14 protein-coding genes and 1 pseudogene are annotated in these 17,869 nt (G+C 76.6%); 11 read left to right on the top strand and 4 right to left on the bottom strand.

Annotation, left to right across the window (positions count from 1 at the left end):
• Nucleotides 1-4 precede the first annotated feature (4 nt).
• Nucleotides 5-1,024: an asparaginase gene (locus tag ACWPWV_RS00515; RefSeq protein WP_454041053.1), complete on the top strand. Its 1,020-nt coding sequence runs from the start codon at nt 5-7 to the stop codon at nt 1,022-1,024.
• Nucleotides 1,021-1,470 carry a D-aminoacyl-tRNA deacylase gene (gene dtd / locus ACWPWV_RS00510; protein WP_454041052.1) on the top strand — a complete coding sequence of 150 codons (450 nt, stop codon included), beginning with the start codon at nt 1,021-1,023 and terminating at the stop codon, nt 1,468-1,470. The genes ACWPWV_RS00515 and dtd overlap by 4 nt, the downstream gene beginning before the upstream one ends.
• Nucleotides 1,471-1,476: 6 nt before the next feature.
• Here dtd and ACWPWV_RS00505 read toward each other — a convergent pair whose 3' ends face one another.
• On the bottom strand, nt 1,477-2,460 hold the full coding sequence (locus ACWPWV_RS00505; RefSeq protein ID WP_454041051.1) for a CorA family divalent cation transporter: 984 nt from the start codon (nt 2,458-2,460) through the stop codon (nt 1,477-1,479).
• Nucleotides 2,457-2,633 carry a hypothetical protein gene (locus ACWPWV_RS00500; protein WP_454041050.1) on the bottom strand — a complete coding sequence of 59 codons (177 nt, stop codon included), beginning with the start codon at nt 2,631-2,633 and terminating at the stop codon, nt 2,457-2,459. Before ACWPWV_RS00500 ends, ACWPWV_RS00505 begins: the two co-directional genes overlap by 4 nt.
• Before the next feature lie 509 nt (nt 2,634-3,142).
• Here ACWPWV_RS00500 and ACWPWV_RS00495 point away from each other — a divergent pair.
• From ACWPWV_RS00495 to ACWPWV_RS00480, 4 genes and pseudogenes are all read left to right on the top strand, one after another.
• Nucleotides 3,143-6,214 (top strand): LuxR C-terminal-related transcriptional regulator, encoded by a 3,072-nt coding sequence (locus ACWPWV_RS00495; RefSeq protein ID WP_454041049.1) that lies wholly within the window; start codon nt 3,143-3,145, stop codon nt 6,212-6,214.
• Nucleotides 6,215-6,420: 206 nt separating this feature from the next.
• A pseudogene (locus tag ACWPWV_RS00490) lies at nt 6,421-7,779 on the top strand (glycoside hydrolase family 18 protein); the annotation flags it as partial.
• Between the two features lie 244 nt (nt 7,780-8,023).
• On the top strand, nt 8,024-8,359 hold the full coding sequence (locus tag ACWPWV_RS00485) for a carbohydrate-binding protein (protein ID WP_454042779.1): 336 nt from the start codon (nt 8,024-8,026) through the stop codon (nt 8,357-8,359).
• A gap of 309 nt (nt 8,360-8,668) precedes the next feature.
• Nucleotides 8,669-9,310, top strand: coding sequence for a hypothetical protein (locus tag ACWPWV_RS00480; protein WP_454041048.1), 642 nt, complete (start codon nt 8,669-8,671; stop codon nt 9,308-9,310).
• Between the two features lie 106 nt (nt 9,311-9,416).
• Here ACWPWV_RS00480 and ACWPWV_RS00475 read toward each other — a convergent pair whose 3' ends face one another.
• A complete protein-coding gene (locus ACWPWV_RS00475) occupies nt 9,417-10,088 on the bottom strand; it encodes a peptidase (RefSeq protein ID WP_454041047.1) in 672 nt (223 codons plus the stop codon).
• Between the two features lie 206 nt (nt 10,089-10,294).
• Entirely contained in the window at nt 10,295-12,142 is a 1,848-nt protein-coding gene (locus tag ACWPWV_RS00470; protein ID WP_454041046.1) for a DUF4012 domain-containing protein, read from the bottom strand.
• A 206-nt stretch (nt 12,143-12,348) separates the two neighbouring features.
• Between ACWPWV_RS00470 and ACWPWV_RS00465 the strand changes: the two genes are divergently transcribed.
• From ACWPWV_RS00465 to ACWPWV_RS00445, 5 genes are all read left to right on the top strand, one after another.
• Nucleotides 12,349-12,972, top strand: a complete 624-nt coding sequence (locus tag ACWPWV_RS00465) for an RNA polymerase sigma factor (protein WP_454041045.1) — start codon at nt 12,349-12,351, stop codon at nt 12,970-12,972.
• A 64-nt stretch (nt 12,973-13,036) separates the two neighbouring features.
• Nucleotides 13,037-14,527 carry a hypothetical protein gene (locus ACWPWV_RS00460; RefSeq protein WP_454041044.1) on the top strand — a complete coding sequence of 497 codons (1,491 nt, stop codon included), beginning with the start codon at nt 13,037-13,039 and terminating at the stop codon, nt 14,525-14,527.
• A gap of 260 nt (nt 14,528-14,787) precedes the next feature.
• Nucleotides 14,788-16,047 carry an inositol-3-phosphate synthase gene (locus ACWPWV_RS00455; protein ID WP_454041043.1) on the top strand — a complete coding sequence of 420 codons (1,260 nt, stop codon included), beginning with the start codon at nt 14,788-14,790 and terminating at the stop codon, nt 16,045-16,047.
• Complete coding sequence (locus ACWPWV_RS00450) at nt 16,044-16,982, top strand: SCO3242 family prenyltransferase (RefSeq protein WP_454041042.1); 939 nt, start codon at nt 16,044-16,046, stop codon at nt 16,980-16,982. Before ACWPWV_RS00455 ends, ACWPWV_RS00450 begins: the two co-directional genes overlap by 4 nt.
• On the top strand, nt 16,979-17,842 hold the full coding sequence (locus tag ACWPWV_RS00445) for a sugar phosphate isomerase/epimerase family protein (RefSeq protein WP_454041041.1): 864 nt from the start codon (nt 16,979-16,981) through the stop codon (nt 17,840-17,842). Before ACWPWV_RS00450 ends, ACWPWV_RS00445 begins: the two co-directional genes overlap by 4 nt.
• Nucleotides 17,843-17,869: the final 27 nt, after the last annotated feature.

Below are 17,869 nucleotides of genomic sequence, written 5' to 3'. Positions count from 1 at the left end.
CGCGGTGCCGGCTCCCCACGGCGGGTTGGTGGCGCGGGACGCGGTCCCGCTCGCCGAGGTGGTGCGCGGTGACCTCGTGGAGTCGGTGCACCTCGGCCACCTCGTGCTGGTCGACGGCGCGCGCGGAGCCGAGCCGGACCTCGTGCTCGGCGACCCGGACGTCGTGATCTGGCCGCGGTCGAGCGTCAAGCCCTTCCAGGCCGTCGCGATGCTGCGCCACGGGCTCGCGCTGCCCCCGCGGCTGCTCGCGCTCGCGGCGGCGAGCCACGACGGCGAGGCCGAGCACGTCGCGGGCGTGCGCGAGATCCTCGCCGGGGCCGGGCTCGACGAGTCGGCGCTGCGCAACACCCCCGACATGCCGCTGCACGCGCCGGCGGCGTTCGCGTGGCAGGTCGAGCACGGCGGGCCGTCGTCGGTCACGCAGAACTGCTCGGGCAAGCACGCGGCGATGCTCGCGACGTGCGTCGCGGCGGGATGGGACACGGAGACCTACCTGGCGGTGGACCACCCGCTGCAGGTCGCGGTGCGTGAGGTCGTCGGCGAGCTGACGGGCGTCCCGGTCGACCACGTCACCGTCGACGGGTGCGGCGCGCCGCTGTTCTCGACGACGGTGCTCGGTCTCGCGCGCGGGTTCGGGCGCCTCGCGGGGGCTCCCGCGCGCGACCCGGGCTCGGCGGAGGCCGAGGTCGCGCGCGCGATGTCCACGTTCCCCGAGATGGTCGCCGGCTCGCACCGTGACGCGACGCGCGCCATGCGTGCGGTCCCGGGTCTCGTCGCGAAGGACGGCGCCGACGGCGTGTACGGGGCGGGGCTGCCCGACGGCCGCGCGGTCGCGTTCAAGGTGCTCGACGGCGCGGCGCGCCCCCGGCCCGCGGTGCTCGCCGCGGCGCTGCGTCGTCTCGGCGCGCGGGCCGTGCCCGGCGCGGACGCCGCCGCGCTCGACGCGCTGGGTGACGTGCCCGTGCTCGGCGGTGGTCGACCGGTCGGCGCCGTGCGCGCGGTCGGGATCGAGGCGGTGTCGTGAGGGCCGTGCTGCAGCGCGCGACGCGTGCGAGCGTCACCGTGGTGCGCGACGACGGGACGCGCGAGGTCGTCGGGGCGATCGACCGGCCCGGGATCGTCGCGCTCGTCGGGGCCACCCACGACGACGGCCCCGCGCAGGTCGAGACCGTGGCGCGCAAGATCGCCGACCTGCGCGTGCTCGACGGCGAGCGGTCCGTGCTCGACACGGGCGCCCCGGTCCTCGTCGTCAGCCAGTTCACCCTCTACGCCGACGTGCGCAAGGGGCGGCGGCCGTCGTGGAACGGTGCCGCGCCCGGCGACGTCGCACGCCCGCTCGTCGACGCGGTCGTCGAGGCGCTGCGAGCGCGCGGCGTCGAGGTCGCGACGGGCGAGTTCGGCGCGCACATGGAGGTCGAGCTGGTCAACGACGGCCCGGTGACGATCCTCGTCGACACCGGGACGGCCTGAGCGCCGTCACCGGAGCCAGCCGCGCCGCTTGATGTACGCGAGCGGGATGACCGCGGCGACGAGCGTGAGCAGCACGGTGAGCGGGAACCCGTACGGCCGGTCGAGCTCGGGCATGTGCGTGAAGTTCATGCCGTAGAACGACGCGATGAGCGTCGGCGGCAGGAACACGGCCGTGATGATGGTGAAGACCTTGACGATCTGCGCCTGCTTGACGTCGAGCGACGTCATGATGGCCTGCTGCAGGTAGCGCACCTTCTCGTGCTCGAACCCGGCGTGCTCCTTGACGCCCTCGACGTCGGCGACGAGCGTCTCGACGAGGCCCGCGAGCACCGGGTCGGAGTCGGCGATCTCGCTGCGCAGGTGCCGGACGGCGCGAGCGAGGGAGAGCTGCGACTCCTGCGCGCGCGAGACGATCTCCTCGGCACGGTTCATGCGCGTGATGGTCTCCTGCATGTCGCGCACGCCGATCTCGCGGCCGCGCGCGTCGACGCCTCGCGTGGCCTCGTCGATCTCGTCCGACATCTCCTCGAGCAGGTCGCTCGCGTGCGCGACGACGCGGTCGGCGGCCTCGTTGAGCGCGGAGAGCAGCGCGTACGCGATCCCGTACGCGGAGCCGACGAGCCACGGCGTGCGCCGCATGCGCGCGATCGCCTTGTCGAACACCGGGTAGTGGCGCACGGGCTGCGCGGTCGCGACGACGTCGGCGGAGAGCGCGAGCACGATCCGCTCGTGCAGCACCTCGTCGCCGTGGCGACGGGTCGCGGCGACCGGGAGGTAGACGTGCACGTCCGTCTCCCACACCCGGCCGCCGGCCGTCGCGAAGTCGACGCCGTGCTCCGCGGCGCGGGCCGCGGCGTCGGCGTCGCCGGCCGGGACCTGGACCCAGCGGGTGCGCAGGACGGCGGGGTCGAACCGCGGCGTCGCGGCGGTGACCGCGGGGACGGGCGCGCCGGCGGGGACGGTCGCGACCTCGGGGAGCAGGGCCGTCATGCGACACCCCCGGCGGTGACGTGGGCGAGCAGCAGCGCGACGACGATGAACAGGTAGAGGCCGACCGTGAAGGAGATCGACTGGCGCTCGAGGTCGGGGCCGCGGCGCGTGCGGTCGTCCGGGCGGTGGCGTGCCGGTGTCGACCGGCCGCTGGTCGGGGTGCGCATGGTCATGGGGTCGTCCTTCTCGACGGCGCGCGGGCGACCACCGACGTCGGGGTGCGACGAGGGGTGCCCGGCGGGGGCGGGTGTGCGGGGCCTGCGCGGTGGCGGGCGCTCGGAGCGCACTGGCGGCCTCCCCGCGCGCACCGCAGCGGGCCGAGGGCCGGGACGGTGCCGTCGACGACCGGTCAGCGTGCCGGTCGGGGACCACGAGGGGTGAGCGCGCAGTGCGCGGATCTATGACTGCTGCCGTCCGGCACGGTGCTCACCTCGCTCTCGTGGCGGCGCCTCCGCCGTGGCGGGGCGCACCTCTGCCCGGTGCGCACGACGTGGCGCGACGGGGGTGGGTCCGGGTCAGGGTAGACCCGCGCGTCGTCGCGGGCAAGGTCCTCCGCGGCGAGCGCGCTCGGCTGGCGCGCCCGTAACGCCCGGGAAACGATGGGATCGCCCGCTGTTTACGGAGGGTTGTTAACATTTCACCCGGTCGTCGGGCAACGGTGCCCTCGGACGGAAGGGCCGCCATGTCGGACAACACGCTGGACCTCGTGATCCCGGAGCCCGCCCGGAGCGCGGACGCCCGTGCCGCACGGCGGCTCGAGCGGCTGTCGTCGCGCGCCCAGGAGACCGAGCTCGCCCTCGCGGCGGTCGCCGAGGGGCGCGGTGCGTTCGTGTGGACCGCCGAGCCCGGGATGGGCGCGAGCGCGACCCTCGAGCTCGTGCGCGAGGCCGTGGTCGCCGCGACGGTGGCGCGCCCGCCCGTCGTCGTGCACTGCCGGCCGCCCGCGGGCCCGCCCGTGCCGGGCGCAGCGGTCGCGGCCCTCGTCTCCCAGGTCGTCCAGCTCTCGGGCCGGAGCGTGCCGAGCCGGCTCGAGCGCGCGCTCGACGTCGTCGACCCGGCCCGGTCCTCCCTCCCGGAGGTCGCCGCCGTCGCGCTCGCCGAGCTGTTCGTCGAGGCCTTCGACACGACGACCGTCGTGCTCGTCGCCGACGACCTCCACCTCCTCGACGAGCGCAGCCGCGCCGTCCTCGTCGCGTTCGTCGGGCACCGGCGCGCGCCCGTCGTCCTCCTCGCGACCGCCGCGGAGGGCGCGCTCGACCCCGCGGTGACGCCGTTCGAGGTCCGCAAGGTCCCCCCGCTCGCCGCGGCCGACGCGCTGCACCTCCTGCTCGTCGAGCGCCGGCTCGCCGTCGCGCCGCACGTCGCGGCGCACCTCGCGCGGCGCCTCGTCGGCAACGCGGCCGCGATCGTCCAGACCGCCGACCTCCTCACGCCCGAGCAGCTCGCCGGCAGCTCGATCCTCCCCGACCCGCTGCCGGTCGTCCCGGCCGTGCGGCGCCTGCTCGGCGACCGGCTGGCCCTCCTCACGCACGAGCAGCGGCACGCGCTCCTCGTGGCGGCGGTCGCCGTCGTGGACCGGACCGAGCTCCTGCTCGCCGCGGCCGGCCAGACGATGGACGAGGTGCTCGACGGGCCCCTCGCCGAGCACCTCGTGCTGGTCGGCGGCCGGTTCGCGTTCGTCGACCCGCGCGTGCGCGCGCTCGTCCACGGCGACGCGCGTCTCGCGGAGCGCACCGCCGCGCACGTCGCCCTCGCCGACGCGCACCGCCGGGCGGGGGAGGACGACGTCGCCGTCTGGCACACCGCGCTCGCGACCCTCGCCGGAGACCCCGAGCTCGTCCCGGGCCTGCTGCGCATCGCGCGCCGACACCTGGAGCGCGGCGACGTCGTGTGGGCGCACGAGGTCGCGCGCGAGGCGGCGAGCCAGGCGGACGGCGCCCACCGGGCCGAGGCGTTCGCCGTGGCGGGCATCGCCGCGATGAGCTCCGGTCACGTCCAGGACGCGGCGGACTGGCTGCGCAAGGCCTCGCGCAGCGGGGACGACGCCCTGCGCGCCCGCAGCCTCGGGCCGCTCGTCGCCGCGCTCACGCTCGCCGAGGGCCAGGTGCCCGACGACGTCCTCACGCCCTACCTCCGCCCGACCGGCCGCGACGAGCTGACGCCGTCCGTGCGCCCCGGCATCGCGTGCGGCGTCGCCACGGCCGCTCGCCTCCACGCCGAGCGCGGCGACGGCGTCAGCGCGAGCCAGCTCCTCGACACGGGCGCCTACCTCTGCCCGCCCGGCGCGGGCGCGGACCCGCGGGCGCTCGCCGAGCTCGCCCTCGGCCGGTCCTGGGCCGCGGTCTTCGGGGTGGGCGAGCACCCCGCCCACGTGCCCGACGACGGCCTCGGGCCCGACCACGAGGCGTACGTCCAGGTGTGCCGTGCCCTCGCCCTCGCCGCCGACGACCACCCCGACGTCGCCGCGCAGACGCTCGCGAGCGCCGTCGCGTCGCTCGCGCCCGTGCGCGACGAGGCCCGGTGGTTCGACGGGCCCGCGACCGCTCTCACGCCGCTCGGCGAGGCCCACGTGCGCCTCGCCCAGGTCCTCGTCGACGTGTGGCGGGGCAACCTCACGCGCGCGGCGGACGAGATCGCCGACGCCGCGTTCCGGCTCCCGCTCGGCCTGCCCTTCGCCGGGCTCGGCGTGGCCGTCGCCCGGCGCGTGGACATGATGACCGCGGGCTCGGTGGGCAGCGTGGCGACGGCGCTCGAGGAGACGTGCGCGAGCCCGACGGCGCGGCCCGTCCGGCTCGGTCTCCTGGTCGACCGCGCGATGGGGGCGGCGTTCGCGCACCACGTCACGCAGGCGGCGACGCTGCTCGAGCTCGCCGCGGAGCGCGAGCGCCCGGACAGCGCGCGCATGCTCCCGCTGCCGGGCCTCGACGACGTCGAGGCGTGGGTCGTCGCCGGCCGCGTCGACGCGGCGCACCGCGCGCTCTCGAGGCGGCGCGTCGACGCCAAGGAGTTGCCGCCCTCGTTGCGCGCGGCGTCCCTCGTGCGGGCCGAGCTCGCGCTCGCGGCGCCCGAGGAGCTCGCCCAGCCCGTGGAGCGCGCGACGCGCGTGAACCGGACGACGGCCTCGCCGTACGAGCACGCGCGCACCGACCTGTGCGCGGCGCGGGCGCTCGTCCGGGCCGGTGAGCTGTCCCGCGCGCACGGGCTGTTCCTGTCGGCCATCGAGCTCTTCGCCGAGTCGGGTGCGGACGCGTGGGCGAACGCTGCCCGGGACGAGCTCGTCGACGTGGTGCGGCACCTGGGCGGCCACCCGGAGGGCGACGCCGTCGGCAGGGTGGCGGGCGAGCGGGTCGGCGGGCCGGCGGTCGGCACGGAGGGCAGCGTCGCCGGTGCCGCGCCGGGAACCGTCGGAGCGGTCGGCGCCGGGGGCGGGGCGAGGGCGTGGCACCGGCCCGGCGCGGTGCAGCCCGGCCCGTTCGTCGCGCGCGTGCCCGACCGGTGCCGCCTCGCGGCGCGGGAGAGCGAGGTGTCCGACGAGGCGCTCGCCGAGCTGCGGGTGCGCTGGGCGGACGAGCTGACGGAGCGCGAGCTCGACGTCGCGCTGCTCGTGGTGCAGGGCGGGTCGAACCGGGAGGCGGCCGACCAGCTCTTCCTGTCGGTCCGCACGGTCGAGGTGCACCTGGGCCGGGTGTTCCGCAAGCTGGGCGTCCGGTCCCGCGTGGAGCTGACGGTGCTCGCGCACCGCGTGGGTCGCTGAGCCGGGTCCCTGCGGACCGGTCCGCGCCGGGAGCGACCGCGCGTACGGGTTCTCCCCTACGGGAGCGGTAAGTTTAGATCGCGAACAATGTGGAGAGCGCGGATGTCCGGTGAGCGCGCGCCCGCCTACGGTCGGGAGGACCCCGGCGACGAGGCCGGCCCACGGAGGCCGCGCCGTCGCCCACGACACCACGTGAGGCAGAACCCATGGACGTGTTCACCCGCACCAGACGGACGGGTCGTCGCCGCGGCGGCCCCGCGGTCGCGCTCGCCGCGGCCGCGGCCCTCCTCGCCGGGCTCGCCGTCGGCGTCGCCCCGGCCGGCGCGCTGCCCGCGGCCGGGACGACCGCCGTCGCCGATCCCGGCGACAGCGACGTCAACGGCTACCGGAACGTCGGCTACTTCACGCAGTGGGGCGTGTACGGCCGCGGCTTCCCGCTCAAGACGGTGCAGGACTCCGGCGCCGCCGCGGACCTGACCCACGTCAACTACTCGTTCGGCAACATCCACCACCAGACGCTGACCTGCTTCATCGCCAACAAGGCGCAGGGGACCGGCCCGAACGGCTCCGACGGCGCGGGCGACGCCTGGGCCGACTTCGGCATGGGGTACACCGCGGCGGGCTCGGTCGCCGGCGTCGCCGACGCCTGGGACCAGCCGCTCGCGGGATCGTTCAACCAGCTCAAGCAGCTCAAGGCGAAGAACCCCCACCTGCGTCCCATGATCTCGCTGGGCGGCTGGACCTGGTCGAAGAACTTCTCGAGGGCCGCCGCGACCGACGCCTCGCGCAAGAAGCTCGTGTCGTCGTGCATCGACCTCTACATCAAGGGCAACCTGCCCGTGATCGACGGGCGCGGCGGCCCGGGTGCGGCAGCGGGCGTGTTCGACGGCATCGACATCGACTGGGAGTGGCCCGGCTCGCTCAACGGCGAGGTGGGGAACCACGTCGACGTCGTGAACGACGCGCGCAACTTCAAGCTCCTGCTCCAGGAGTTCCGCACGCAGCTCGACGCCTACGGCGCGCAGACGGGCAAGCACTACCTGCTGTCCGCGTTCCTCCCCGCGAACCCGGACGACATCGCCGCGGGCGGCTGGAACGACCCGGAGATCTTCGAGTACCTCGACTACGGGAACGTCCAGGGCTACGACCTGCACGGTGCCTGGGACCCGGCGCTCGCCGGGCACCAGGGGAACCTCTACGGCGACCCCGCGGACCCCCGCGCGGCGAACCGGCAGTTCAGCGTCGACAAGGCCGTGGACGAGTACCTGCGCACCGGCATCGACCCGTCCCAGCTCGGCGTCGGGCTGGCGATGTACGGCCGCGGCTGGAAGGGCGTCGGCTCGGCCGAGCCCTGGTCCGCGGCGAACGGGGCTGCGCCGGGCACGTGGGAGGCGGGCAACGAGGACTACGACAAGCTGCGCACGCGCGGGCAGGACCACTACGACCCGGAGACCGTCTCGGCCTGGCGGTACGACGGCGACCAGTGGTGGAGCTACGACAACCCGCGGTCCGTCGCGGCGAAGGCGGACTACGTCGCCGACGCGGGCCTCGGCGGGGGCATGTGGTGGGACCTGTCCGGCAACCACGACGGCTCGCTCCTCGGCGGCTTCACCGACGCGCTGCGCGCCGCACCGGCCGGCCCGGTCGACGGGACCGACGGCCCGACGGACCCGACCGACCCGACGGACCCCACCGACCCGACGGACCCCACCGACCCGACGGACCCCACCGACCCGACGGACCCCACCGACCCGACGGACCCCGGAGACGGGGGCCTGCCCGCCTGGTCCGCCACGGCGGCCTACACGGGTGGCGCCACGGCGGCGTACGAGGGGACGAGCCTACGCGCGAAGTGGTGGACCCAGGGGGAGAGGCCGACCGCGGGCGGGCCGTGGGAGGCCACGGGCCCGTGCGGCACGGACCCGACCGAGCCCACGGACCCCACCGACCCCACAGACCCCACAGACCCCACCGACCCCACGGACCCGGCCGACGGGCCTCGCCCCCTGGTCGGCCGCCGCGGTCTACACGGGCGGTGCGACGGTCACGTACCAGGGCCAGAGCTACCGCGCGAAGTGGTGGACGCAGAACGACGTCCCCGGCGCCGCGCCGTACGGCCCCTGGGAGCCGCAGGGCACCTGCTGACCCGTCACCGGCACGGGCCACGGGTACGGGGAATCCCGTACCCGTGGCCCGCCACCGTGTGGTTCTCCCGGATCTCGTCGTCCGTCGTGCTCGCTAGCGTGGACGGACCGACGAGGTCACCCCGTCGCCCTCCCCAGTGGGCGACGGGGTCGCTCCGATCGTGAAAGGCATCGCACCGTGCACCTGCGTCGCGGCATCCCTCGTCCCTCGTCCGGCGGACGGCCAGCACCTCTCGGGACGGAGGGTGCCGCGGCGCGGCCGCCCCTCCCGGGTACGGCGGGTCGTGCTGGTCCCGTCGTCCTCGCCGTCGTGCTCGCCGTCGGGCTCCTCGCGTCCTGCACGGGCGACCCCGGCGCGGGCAGCGGGCCCGACGGCGCTCCGGCCCCTGAGGCGTCCGGCGCGGGGGAGGCCGGTGCGGAGGCGCCCGACGCCGGGGGGTCCGGCCCCGCGGGCGCGGGCGAGGACCACGGCGAGCACGGCGACCACGCGCAGCACGGCGGTCAGGTCCCCGTCGGGCCGCTCGTCCTGCCCGCGGCGGAGTACTGGTCCGTGATCCAGCCGGACGACGGCGTGACCCAGGTGCGTGCCGGAGGGTGCCCGGAGGGCGACGCGTGCCCGAGCTTCGACATCCTCACCGGGCCGGCGCTCGACGGCGTCGACCCGGCCGCCGCCCACGTCCCGGACGGAGCCACGTGCCCCGGCGCGGACGCGCTCGCGGCGCAGCCCGTCGCGGCGGCCGAGGAGTCCGAGGCTCTCGTGGGCGGCACGCCCGCGACGCTGACCCGCTGGACGCTGTCGTGCGTCGACGCGTCCGGGACCGAGGTGCGCACGTCCGAGCAGCTGCAGTGGTACGTCGACGACGCGCCCGGCGGACCGGTGCTCGTCGTGGACCGCTGGGCCTTCGAGGGGCTCGGGTCGCGCCTCGCCGCCGGGTCGTGGCCGGCGGCCTGAGGCCCGCGCCGGGTGGCGTGCACGTCGGGCTCCGCACCTCGCGAGGTGCGGAGCCCGAGGTCGTGCCTGCCCGTCCCGGACGACCGTCCCGAGTCGGGCGAGCCGGTCAGCTCTTGCGCGTCCGGCGCGTCAGCAGCAGGATCGCCGCGCCGATCACGGCGAGACCCCCGGCGATCGCCGCGTACAGGCCGACCGTCGTGCCGGTGGCCGCGAGGCCGGGCGCGTCGCTCGACGCGGACGTCTCCGGGTTCGACACCTGCTGGGCGGGCGGCGGCTCGCTCTCCCCGGGCGGGTTCGTCGCGCAGTCCGGCGACGACGGCGGGTAGTCCACCGAGACGACGGCCTCGGGGTTGACCTCGAAGAGCACCTCGACCGACGGGCGGACCCAGTCGAACTCGTCGCCCTCGACCCACTCGCCGTCCTCGAGACGCCAGCCGGGCCAGTCGGCGCCGCGGCCGTCCGGGCCGACGACCGCGCCCGGCCAGATGACACGACCGGAGAGCGGCAGGCCGGACTGGACGACGTCGTCGCCGGTGGGGTTCTGCCAGGTGATGGTGACGGTGTCGTTGTCCGTGCCCGTCACGTCGACCGCGTACTCGAGGTAGGGCACGTCGCCGTCGCACACGGGCGAGAGGACCGTGAGGTCGATCGTCGGCTCCGGCGGCACGTACGAGTCGTCGGCGTGCGCGGACGGCGCGGCCAGGAGGAGTGCGGCGCCGACGGCCGCGGTGACGGCGAGCGTCCGGCCCGCGGAGCGCGGACCTGTGGAGCTGCTCATGAACTTCCTCGTCTCGGTCTCGTGAGGTGCGGTGCCTGGGAGGAGGGAGCCGGCGGGAACGGTGGCTGATACCCGCCCGTGGTGTCCCGGCCGCCTCCTGGAACGGTCGAATGCCGCCACAGTATCGACGTCCGCGCCCGAAGTTGGACGATCGTCCGGGTGAAAAGAATGCCGCCGCGACATCGTGACCGGTCCGTGACGAGAATTCACCCGCAGACCGGCACCTCGACGGTCTGCAGACCGGGCGAGCGCACGGTCGGCGTGGACCACACGTCGAGGGATCCCGGCACGGGGCCCTGCGGTGATCCCCCGGCCGGGGCCGACGTCGTCGCGAACGTGAGCGTCGTCGTGCCGCCGGGAGCGAGGTCGACCATGACCGACACCGCGGGGCGCTCGGCGACCGTGCCGGGCTGGCCCGGTGCCGGCCGGTCGTCACGACGGACGTCCGTCACGGCCTGGCCGCGCGGGGGGTAGAGCACGACGAACGTCCGGGTGACCCCGGGCTCGACCCCGTAGATCCCGCCACCCGTGACGAACCACGGGAGGCTCGTCGCGGCGTCGGCCGGTGCCGTCGAGGTCAGGTCGACGGCGAACGTGTCGACGCGGCCGTTGGCCGTGCACCGGCTCCCCGTGTGCCGGACGGCGGTGTCGAGGTGGTAGCCCATCTTCCCGCCGGTGCCGTCGTTGAGGAACACCCCGACCGAGCCCGCGGCCCGGTCCGCGGTGTCGATGTCACCGGCCACGACCGTGCCGGCGAGGCTCTCCTGCTCGTCGGCGTGCGCCGACCACAGCATCAGCCGGTGCTCGTCCGCGGCACGGCCGAGGGCGGCGACGGCCGTCGCCGGGTCGGCCCCGCCGTCGAGGAACGCGCCGATGACCGTCGAGGCGACCGCCGCGAAGAACGCGTCGGTCGCCTCACCGGGCTCGAGCTGCGCGTAGGCGTCGGACAGCAGCGCCTGGACCACCGTCGTCGCGTCCACGGTCGTGCCGGCGACACCGACCGGCCCCGTTGCCTCGAGCAGGTAGGACAGGGCGACCGGGTCGGTCGCGACGACGCCGTCCACCGGCTGGCCCTGGGACTGCTCCCACATCGCGGCGGACAGCGCCGCCGCCGTCGGGAAGTCGGGCGTGAGCGTGGTGTCCTGGACGAACCGCCCCACGCGGTCGGTGTAGAGCTGCTCGACACCCGGGTCGAGCGGCAGGACGGGCTCGGCGAACGGCGGGACGTCCGCGGTCGAGGCCTGGCGCTCGAGGGTGACCCGTCCGCCGTCGACGGTGAGGACGGCGAGCGCGCCGGTGATGCCGCCCGCGGCGCGCAGCTCCGCGTTGTTGAGCGCCAGCACGAGGTAGCGGCGCGGTCCGTCGGCGCCGAGCATCGCCGGTCCGAGCGTGGTGACGCGCTCGGTGGTGCGCACGAGCGGACGCAGCTCGTCGGTCGCCGCGACGAGCCGGTCGTAGGGCTCCGCCACCTCCGCGTGAAGCGCGGAGCGGTCCACCTGCGCGTGGCGCGCGTCGATGTCGTCGAACGCGGCGGCCGCACGGGCCGTCAGCGGGGCCGCCTCCTCGAGCGGTGCGAGGTCGACCGCGCCGTCGGCGACGGTCGTCGAGTCCCCCTCGACGACGGCGAGCACCTGGGCCAGGGCGGGGAGGACGTCGGTGGCGAGGTCGTCGACCGTCGCGGCGGACGCCGAGAAGGCGCGCACGTCCTGCCCGACCGCGGGCAGGTGCGCGGCGAGGGCCCAGAGGGGCCCGTCGGTGCTCGAGCGCGCCGTCCCGGTGAGGGGCTCGACGTCGGCGAGGATCGCGGACGCGGTGTCGACGTCCCCCGCGCGCAGCGCCTCCTCCGCGGCGGGCACCTCCGCCATCGCGCTCTCGAGGGCGTCCCGTGCGGTGAGGGCGTCGCGCACGAGGAGCGCGGCGGCGACGAGCAGGAGCACCCCGAGCCCGACGAGCGACCAGCCCACCCAGAGACCCCAGCGACCGCGGCGCCGTCGTGGCCCCGCCGGCGCGGGCTCCTGCTGCTCCGCCCCACCGGCGGCGTCGGTGGCGCTCATGGTCCTCAGCGTAGGGCGTCGCCGGTGGCAGGATCGTGCTCGCAGCGGGTGAGGTGCGGGTGATCCTCGGCCGGGCCGCGTGCCGGTACGGCGCCCGCCCCGCGGCGGGCACCGGTGGCTCCCGGGGCGCCCCGAGGTCGCCGTGCAAGGACGTGCCTCCCCGCGACACAGAGCGGTTGACGACCGCCGACGACACAGGAGCCGCCGTGACGACCGACGAGACACCCGACGCCGCGTCGGGTGCCGCGCACGAGGACCCGCCGGACGGGCCGCCGCACCGCTCGCGGCCCGGTCCGCCGCACGACGCCGCGTGGTTCGGGGTGCTCTTCGGCGCGCACTCCGGCGCCCTCTACCGCTACTTCCGTCGCCGGCTCCCGAGCGGTCAGGGCGGCGTCGGCCCGGACGCGGAGGACCTCGCGGCCGAGGTGCTCGCGACGGCCTGGCGGCGTCGGGAGGACGTCCCCGACGGCGCCGAGCTGCCCTGGCTGTACCGGACGGCCGGCTTCGTCCTGGCGAACCACCGGCGCAAGGCCCGGGCCGTCCCCGTCGCCGAGGTCCCGGAGGAGACGGACGCGGGCGCCGACGTCGAGCACGTCGTGGTGCAGGACGACGACGTGCGCCGCTCGCTCGCGGCCCTGTCGCCGCGCGACCGCCGGATCCTGCTGCTGCACGCGTGGGAGGGGCTCACGGGCGACGAGCTCGCGGCGGTCCTCGGGGTGTCGCGCGGCGGTGCGGACGCCGCGCTGTCGCGCGCGAGAGCACGGCTGCGCGCCGCCTGGGACGGGGGAGCGGTCGCCCCGGCGCGCGCCCCGCAAGAGACCGGTGCCTGACGACACAAGCCCGGTGGACGACGCAACCGTCGGACCCGCGTCCTGCGCAGTACCTGGAGTCGACATGACCTCGAACACCCCTGACGAGCCGACCACGAGCGCGCCCGACCCGGCCGGACCGGTGCCGGCGGACGACGCCGCCCTGGACCGGCTGCGTGCCGCCGACCCGGCCGCCGACGAGACGCCCGACGTCGCCGCGATCGAGGCGGCGGTCCGCGAGCGCGCTCCCGAGGCGTTCGCCGGCACCCCCGCCGGGACCGGCGCGGTCGGAGCGGCGGTCGTCGAGCTCCCCGTGGTCCCCGACGAGCTGGCCGCGCGCCGCCGTCGTCGTGCGCCGCTGCTCGTCGCCGCCGCCGTCGCGGGGGTGCTCGTCGTCGGCGGTGGAGGGTACGCGCTCGGCGCGGCGGGCACGGGCGCCGGGAGCGTGTCGGACGAGCAGGCCCCCACGACCGCGCTCGCTCCGATCCAGCTCGGGTCCTCCGCGCAGGAGGAGTCGGCGGCCGCGGCCGACGCGGGGGGCGTCGCGGCCGAGACGCTGGTCGGCCGGGCGGCCGCCGACCGGGCGTACGTCGGTGGCTGGGGGGGCCGGAACGTGTTCCACCAGGACGGGCTGCCGACCGCGGGCGGCTCGGCCGAGGCATGGGCCTACGACGCCCAGGGCGTGTTCTCGGCGGAGACGGCCCGCCGTGCGGCGGACGTCCTCGGCGTCCCGGGGGAGGTCCGCGAGGAGCTCGGTGCGTTCGCGGTCGGCTCGGGCGACTGGACGGGGCCGCAGCTGTCGATCCAGCCCGACGGGCTCGCGAGCCTGTCCTTCAACGACCCGACGAAGGACCCGTGGGGCTGCGTCGTCGTGACGCCCGTGCCGGCGGAGGAGGGCGGCTCGCCGGACGCAGGGGCCGGGACGGCGTCCTCGGAGCCGGGCGCGTGCGTCGAGCAGGACCACGGCGCACCGCCGAGCGGGGACGACGCGGTCGAGCGGCTCCGCGCGGTGCTCGCCGACCTCGGTCTCGACGCCGCGGCGTTCGAGGTCGTCGCGGACGAGCAGCCCGCGGACCAGGGCGCGCCGCGTGCCACCACGGCCTCGGCCTACGAGGTCGTCGACGGGCGCCGCACGGGCGTCGCGTGGGGCGCGACGTTCTCCGGCGCGGGCATGGCCTCGCTGTACGGGTCGCTCGCCCCGCGCGTGCCGCTCGGCGCGTACGACGTCGTGAGCCCCGCCGAGGCCGTCGAGCGCCTCGGCGACCCGCGGTTCTCCGGCGGCGGGCCGGTCGCGTGGGCACGGGACGACGTCGGTGCGGCGGTCCCGGAGATCGGCGTCGCCCCCGAGGAGGCGGAGGTCCCGACCGTCCCGGCGACGGTGGGAGCGGGCAGCCGGTTCGCCTGGCCGGTGACGGACGTGACGATCACCGAGGCGCAGCTCGGAGCCGCCGTCCAGTACCAGCCCGACGGTGCCGCGGTGCTCGTCCCGGCGTACGAGCTGACCGATACTGAGGGCAGCACGTGGTCGGTGGTCGCCGTCGTGGACGACCAGCTCGCCTTCGCCGCTGCTCCCTGACGGCCCGTCGCGCGCACGGGCACGGCCCGCAGGGGACGAGCCACCGGGCTCGTGGCTTTTGTCGGGCCCCGCGGCGGGTGCGAGCAGAAGCGAACCGCTTTTGATTGACCACCGACAAAAGTGTGGTTAGGGTCGCAGCAGGCCGTCGCCTCGGGCACGCGCCCCGCGTGCTGCGGGTGTCGGCCGGCGGTGGCAGCGAGGCCATCGTCGTGACACTTCGGCCCCGCGTCCCGCGCGTGGCCGACGGAACGGGAGCAACGATGCACCACAACGCCTCTGGTCGGACCGGTCTGTGGCTCGTCGGGGCCCGCGGGTCGGTGGCGACGACCGCGACCCTCGGCCTCGCCGCGATCGTCGACGGCCGCGCCGCGCCCACCGGCTGCGTCACCGCGCAGGAGCCGTTCTCCTCCGCGCCGCTCCCGACCTTCGCCGACCTCGTCGTCGGCGGTCACGACATCACCGACGTGTCCATGGCGAAGCACGCCGAGCTGCTCGTCGAGGCCGGCATGGTGGCGCCGCGGCTCCTCGCCGCGACGCACACCGCGCTGGAGCGGGCCGACGCCGAGGTGCGCCACGGGTACGACGCGCGCCCGGGCGCCGCCGGGCAGGGACGCCGCGAGTCCCAGCAGGCCGCCGCCGAGCGCCTCGCCGCCGACATCACCGACTTCCGGGAGCGGAACGGCCTCGCGCGCGTGGTCGTCGTCGACCTCGCGTCCACCGAGCCGCTGCCGGAGCCCGTGCCCGAGTTCTCCGACCGCGCGCTGCTCGAGGCGGCGCTCGCGGACCCCGACCGCACGGTCCTGCCGCCGAGCTCCGTCGTCGCGTACGCGGCCCTCCTCGCGGGCGCGCCGTACGCGGGCTTCACGCCCTCGGCGAGCATGGACCTGCCGGTCCTCCTCGACATCGCGCGCGAGCGTGGCGTGCCCGTCGCGGGCCAGGACGGCAAGACCGGCCAGACGTGGCTGCGCACCATCCTCGCGCCCGCGTTCGCCGCGCGCGGGCTGCGCGTGCTCTCGTGGGCCGGTGCGAACCTGCTCGGCGGCGGCGACGGCGCGACGCTCGCCGACCCGGAGGCGGTCCGCAGCAAGCTCGCGTCCAAGACGCGCGGCCTCCAGGACCTCACGGGCAGCGAGGTCACGCCGCTGCACATCGACAACGTCCCCGACCTCGGCGACATCAAGGTCGCGTGGGACCACGTGCACGTCGAGGGCTTCCTCGGCTCGCGGCTCACGCTCCAGACGACGTGGTCGGCGTACGACTCGATGCTCGCCGCGCCCCTCGTGCTGGACCTCGCTCGCCTCCTCGCGCTCGCCGACGCCGCGGGGTGCGCGGGCCCCGTCCCCGAGCTCGGGTTCTTCTTCAAGGACCCGTGGGGCAGCGACGTGCACGACTTCGCGACGCAGACCGTGGCGCTCGCAGACTGGGTGCGCGAGGCCGGCGCCCGCGTCGTCGGCCGCGCCGGGGCACCCGGCGCGACGGGAGGCGAGGCCGCCGCGTCGTCCGCCGGCGCACAGGCGTGACCGTGCCGACCAGCGCGTCGACCGCTCTGCCGACCAGCCCGACCCTGCGCGACCACCTCGACCTCGTCCGAGCCCCCGCGATCCTCTCCGTCGTCGGCGACACGCTCGCCGGCGCGGCGGCGGCCGGGCACCGGGTCACCCCCCGCCGTGCGCTGCTGCCCCTCGCCTCCGCGTGCCTGTACGCGGGCGGCATGGCGCTCAACGACTACGCCGACCGGCACCTCGACGCGCTGGAGCGGCCCGAGCGGCCCATCCCGTCCGGCCGCGTCACGCCGCGCCGCGCGCTCCAGGTGGCGTCCGGTCTCACCGCCGCCGGGATCGGGCTCGCCGCCGCCGGTGGCGGACGGCGCGCGCTCGCCGTCGCCGTCCCGCTCGCCGCGAGCGTGTGGACCTACGACACCGTCGCGAAGGACCGTCCCGTGGGCCCGCTCGTCATGGCGGCGTGCCGCGGGCTCGACGTGCTGCTCGGCGCCGGCGTCGGGCACCTGCGCGCCGCGCTGCCCGCGGCCACCGCGCTCGCCACGCACACGGCGGGCGTGACCGTCCTGTCGCGCGGCGAGGTGCACGGCACGACGACCCCGGTCGCCGCGGCCGTCGCAGGTGGCACGCTCGCGGTCGCCGGGGCCGTCGTGGCCGGCGCGCTGCGCGACGACGCGCTCGGGGGTACCGCCCGCGTCGCGGCGCTCGTCGCCGCCGGGGGATACGTCGCGACGTGCCTCCCGCGCCAGACGGACGCGGTGAGGACGCCGTCCGCGGCCGGCGCGTTCGCCGCGACCAAGGCCGGCATCCGCGCGATGGTGCCGCTCCAGGCGGCGTGGGCCGCACGCGGCGGGGGCCTCGCCTCCGTCGGGGTGCTCGCCGCGGTCGAGGTCGCGGGCAGGCTGCTCCGGCGCGCGGGACGGCGTCCCGGCCGGACCGAGATGAGCGAGACGTGAGCGCCGGGACCGGGCCGGTGGCCGGCGTCGGGCGCGGCACGCCCCCGTTCGCGCTCGGCTACGGCACGAACGGCTTCACGGACCACCCGCTCGACGACGTGCTCACCGTGCTCGAGCACGAGGGCTACGACGCCGTCGCCCTCACCCTGGGCTTCCCGCACCTCGACCCGTTCGCCCCCGGCTGGGGCGACCGCGTCGACGCCCTGCGGTCCCGTCTCGCGCGGACGCACGACGGCGCGGGCATGCGGGTCGTCGTCGAGACGGGCACCCGGTTCCTCCTCGACCCGTACCGCAAGCACCGCCCGACCCTCGTCGACGCCGAGGCGGAGCCGCGGCTGCGGTTCCTCGAGCGGGCCGTCGAGATCGCGGCGGGACTCGACGCGGAGTGCGTCTCGTTCTTCTCCGGCGTCCTGCCCGACGACGCGTCCCCGGCCGACGGGTGGGCGCGGCTGCGCGACCGGCTCCCGGGGCTGCTCGAGCACGCGCACGGCCTGGGCGTGCGGCTCTCGCTCGAGCCGGAGCCCGGGATGCTCGTCGAGACGGTCGCCGACGCGCTGCGGCTGCGCGAGGACCTCGGGGGACCTCCCGGACTCGGCATCACGGTCGACGTCGGGCACTGCCTCGTCGTCGAGCCCGACGGGGTGGTGGGCGCGCTGCGCGCCGCCGCGCCGTACCTCGCGAACGTCCAGCTCGACGACATGCCGTCGACGCACCACGAGCACCGGCCCTTCGGCGAGGGAGAGATCGACCTGCCGCTCGTGCTCGCGACGCTCGACGCCGTCGGGTACACCGGCGTCGCGGCCGTCGAGCCTGCCCCCACTCCTACGACGACGCCCCGGGCCTCGCGCGGCGCAGCATGACAGCGCTGCACGACGCGTGGTCCGCGA

The organism is Cellulosimicrobium sp. Marseille-Q8652 (assembly GCF_965112045.1).
This window is presented reverse-complemented; position numbering and strand designations above follow the sequence as displayed.

Excerpts from the sequence above, each read along its gene's own strand:
- ACWPWV_RS00500 (WP_454041050.1), bottom strand. The coding sequence starts at position 2,633 with ATGACCATGCGCACCCCGACCAGCGGCCGGTCGACACCGGCACGCCAC.
- ACWPWV_RS00470 (WP_454041046.1), bottom strand. The coding sequence starts at position 12,142 with ATGAGCGCCACCGACGCCGCCGGTGGGGCGGAGCAGCAGGAGCCCGCG.
- ACWPWV_RS00505 (WP_454041051.1), bottom strand. The coding sequence starts at position 2,460 with ATGACGGCCCTGCTCCCCGAGGTCGCGACCGTCCCCGCCGGCGCGCCC.
- ACWPWV_RS00460 (WP_454041044.1), top strand. The coding sequence starts at position 13,037 with ATGACCTCGAACACCCCTGACGAGCCGACCACGAGCGCGCCCGACCCG.
- ACWPWV_RS00475 (WP_454041047.1), bottom strand. The coding sequence starts at position 10,088 with ATGAGCAGCTCCACAGGTCCGCGCTCCGCGGGCCGGACGCTCGCCGTC.
- ACWPWV_RS00455 (WP_454041043.1), top strand. The coding sequence starts at position 14,788 with ATGCACCACAACGCCTCTGGTCGGACCGGTCTGTGGCTCGTCGGGGCC.
- ACWPWV_RS00495 (WP_454041049.1), top strand. The coding sequence starts at position 3,143 with ATGTCGGACAACACGCTGGACCTCGTGATCCCGGAGCCCGCCCGGAGC.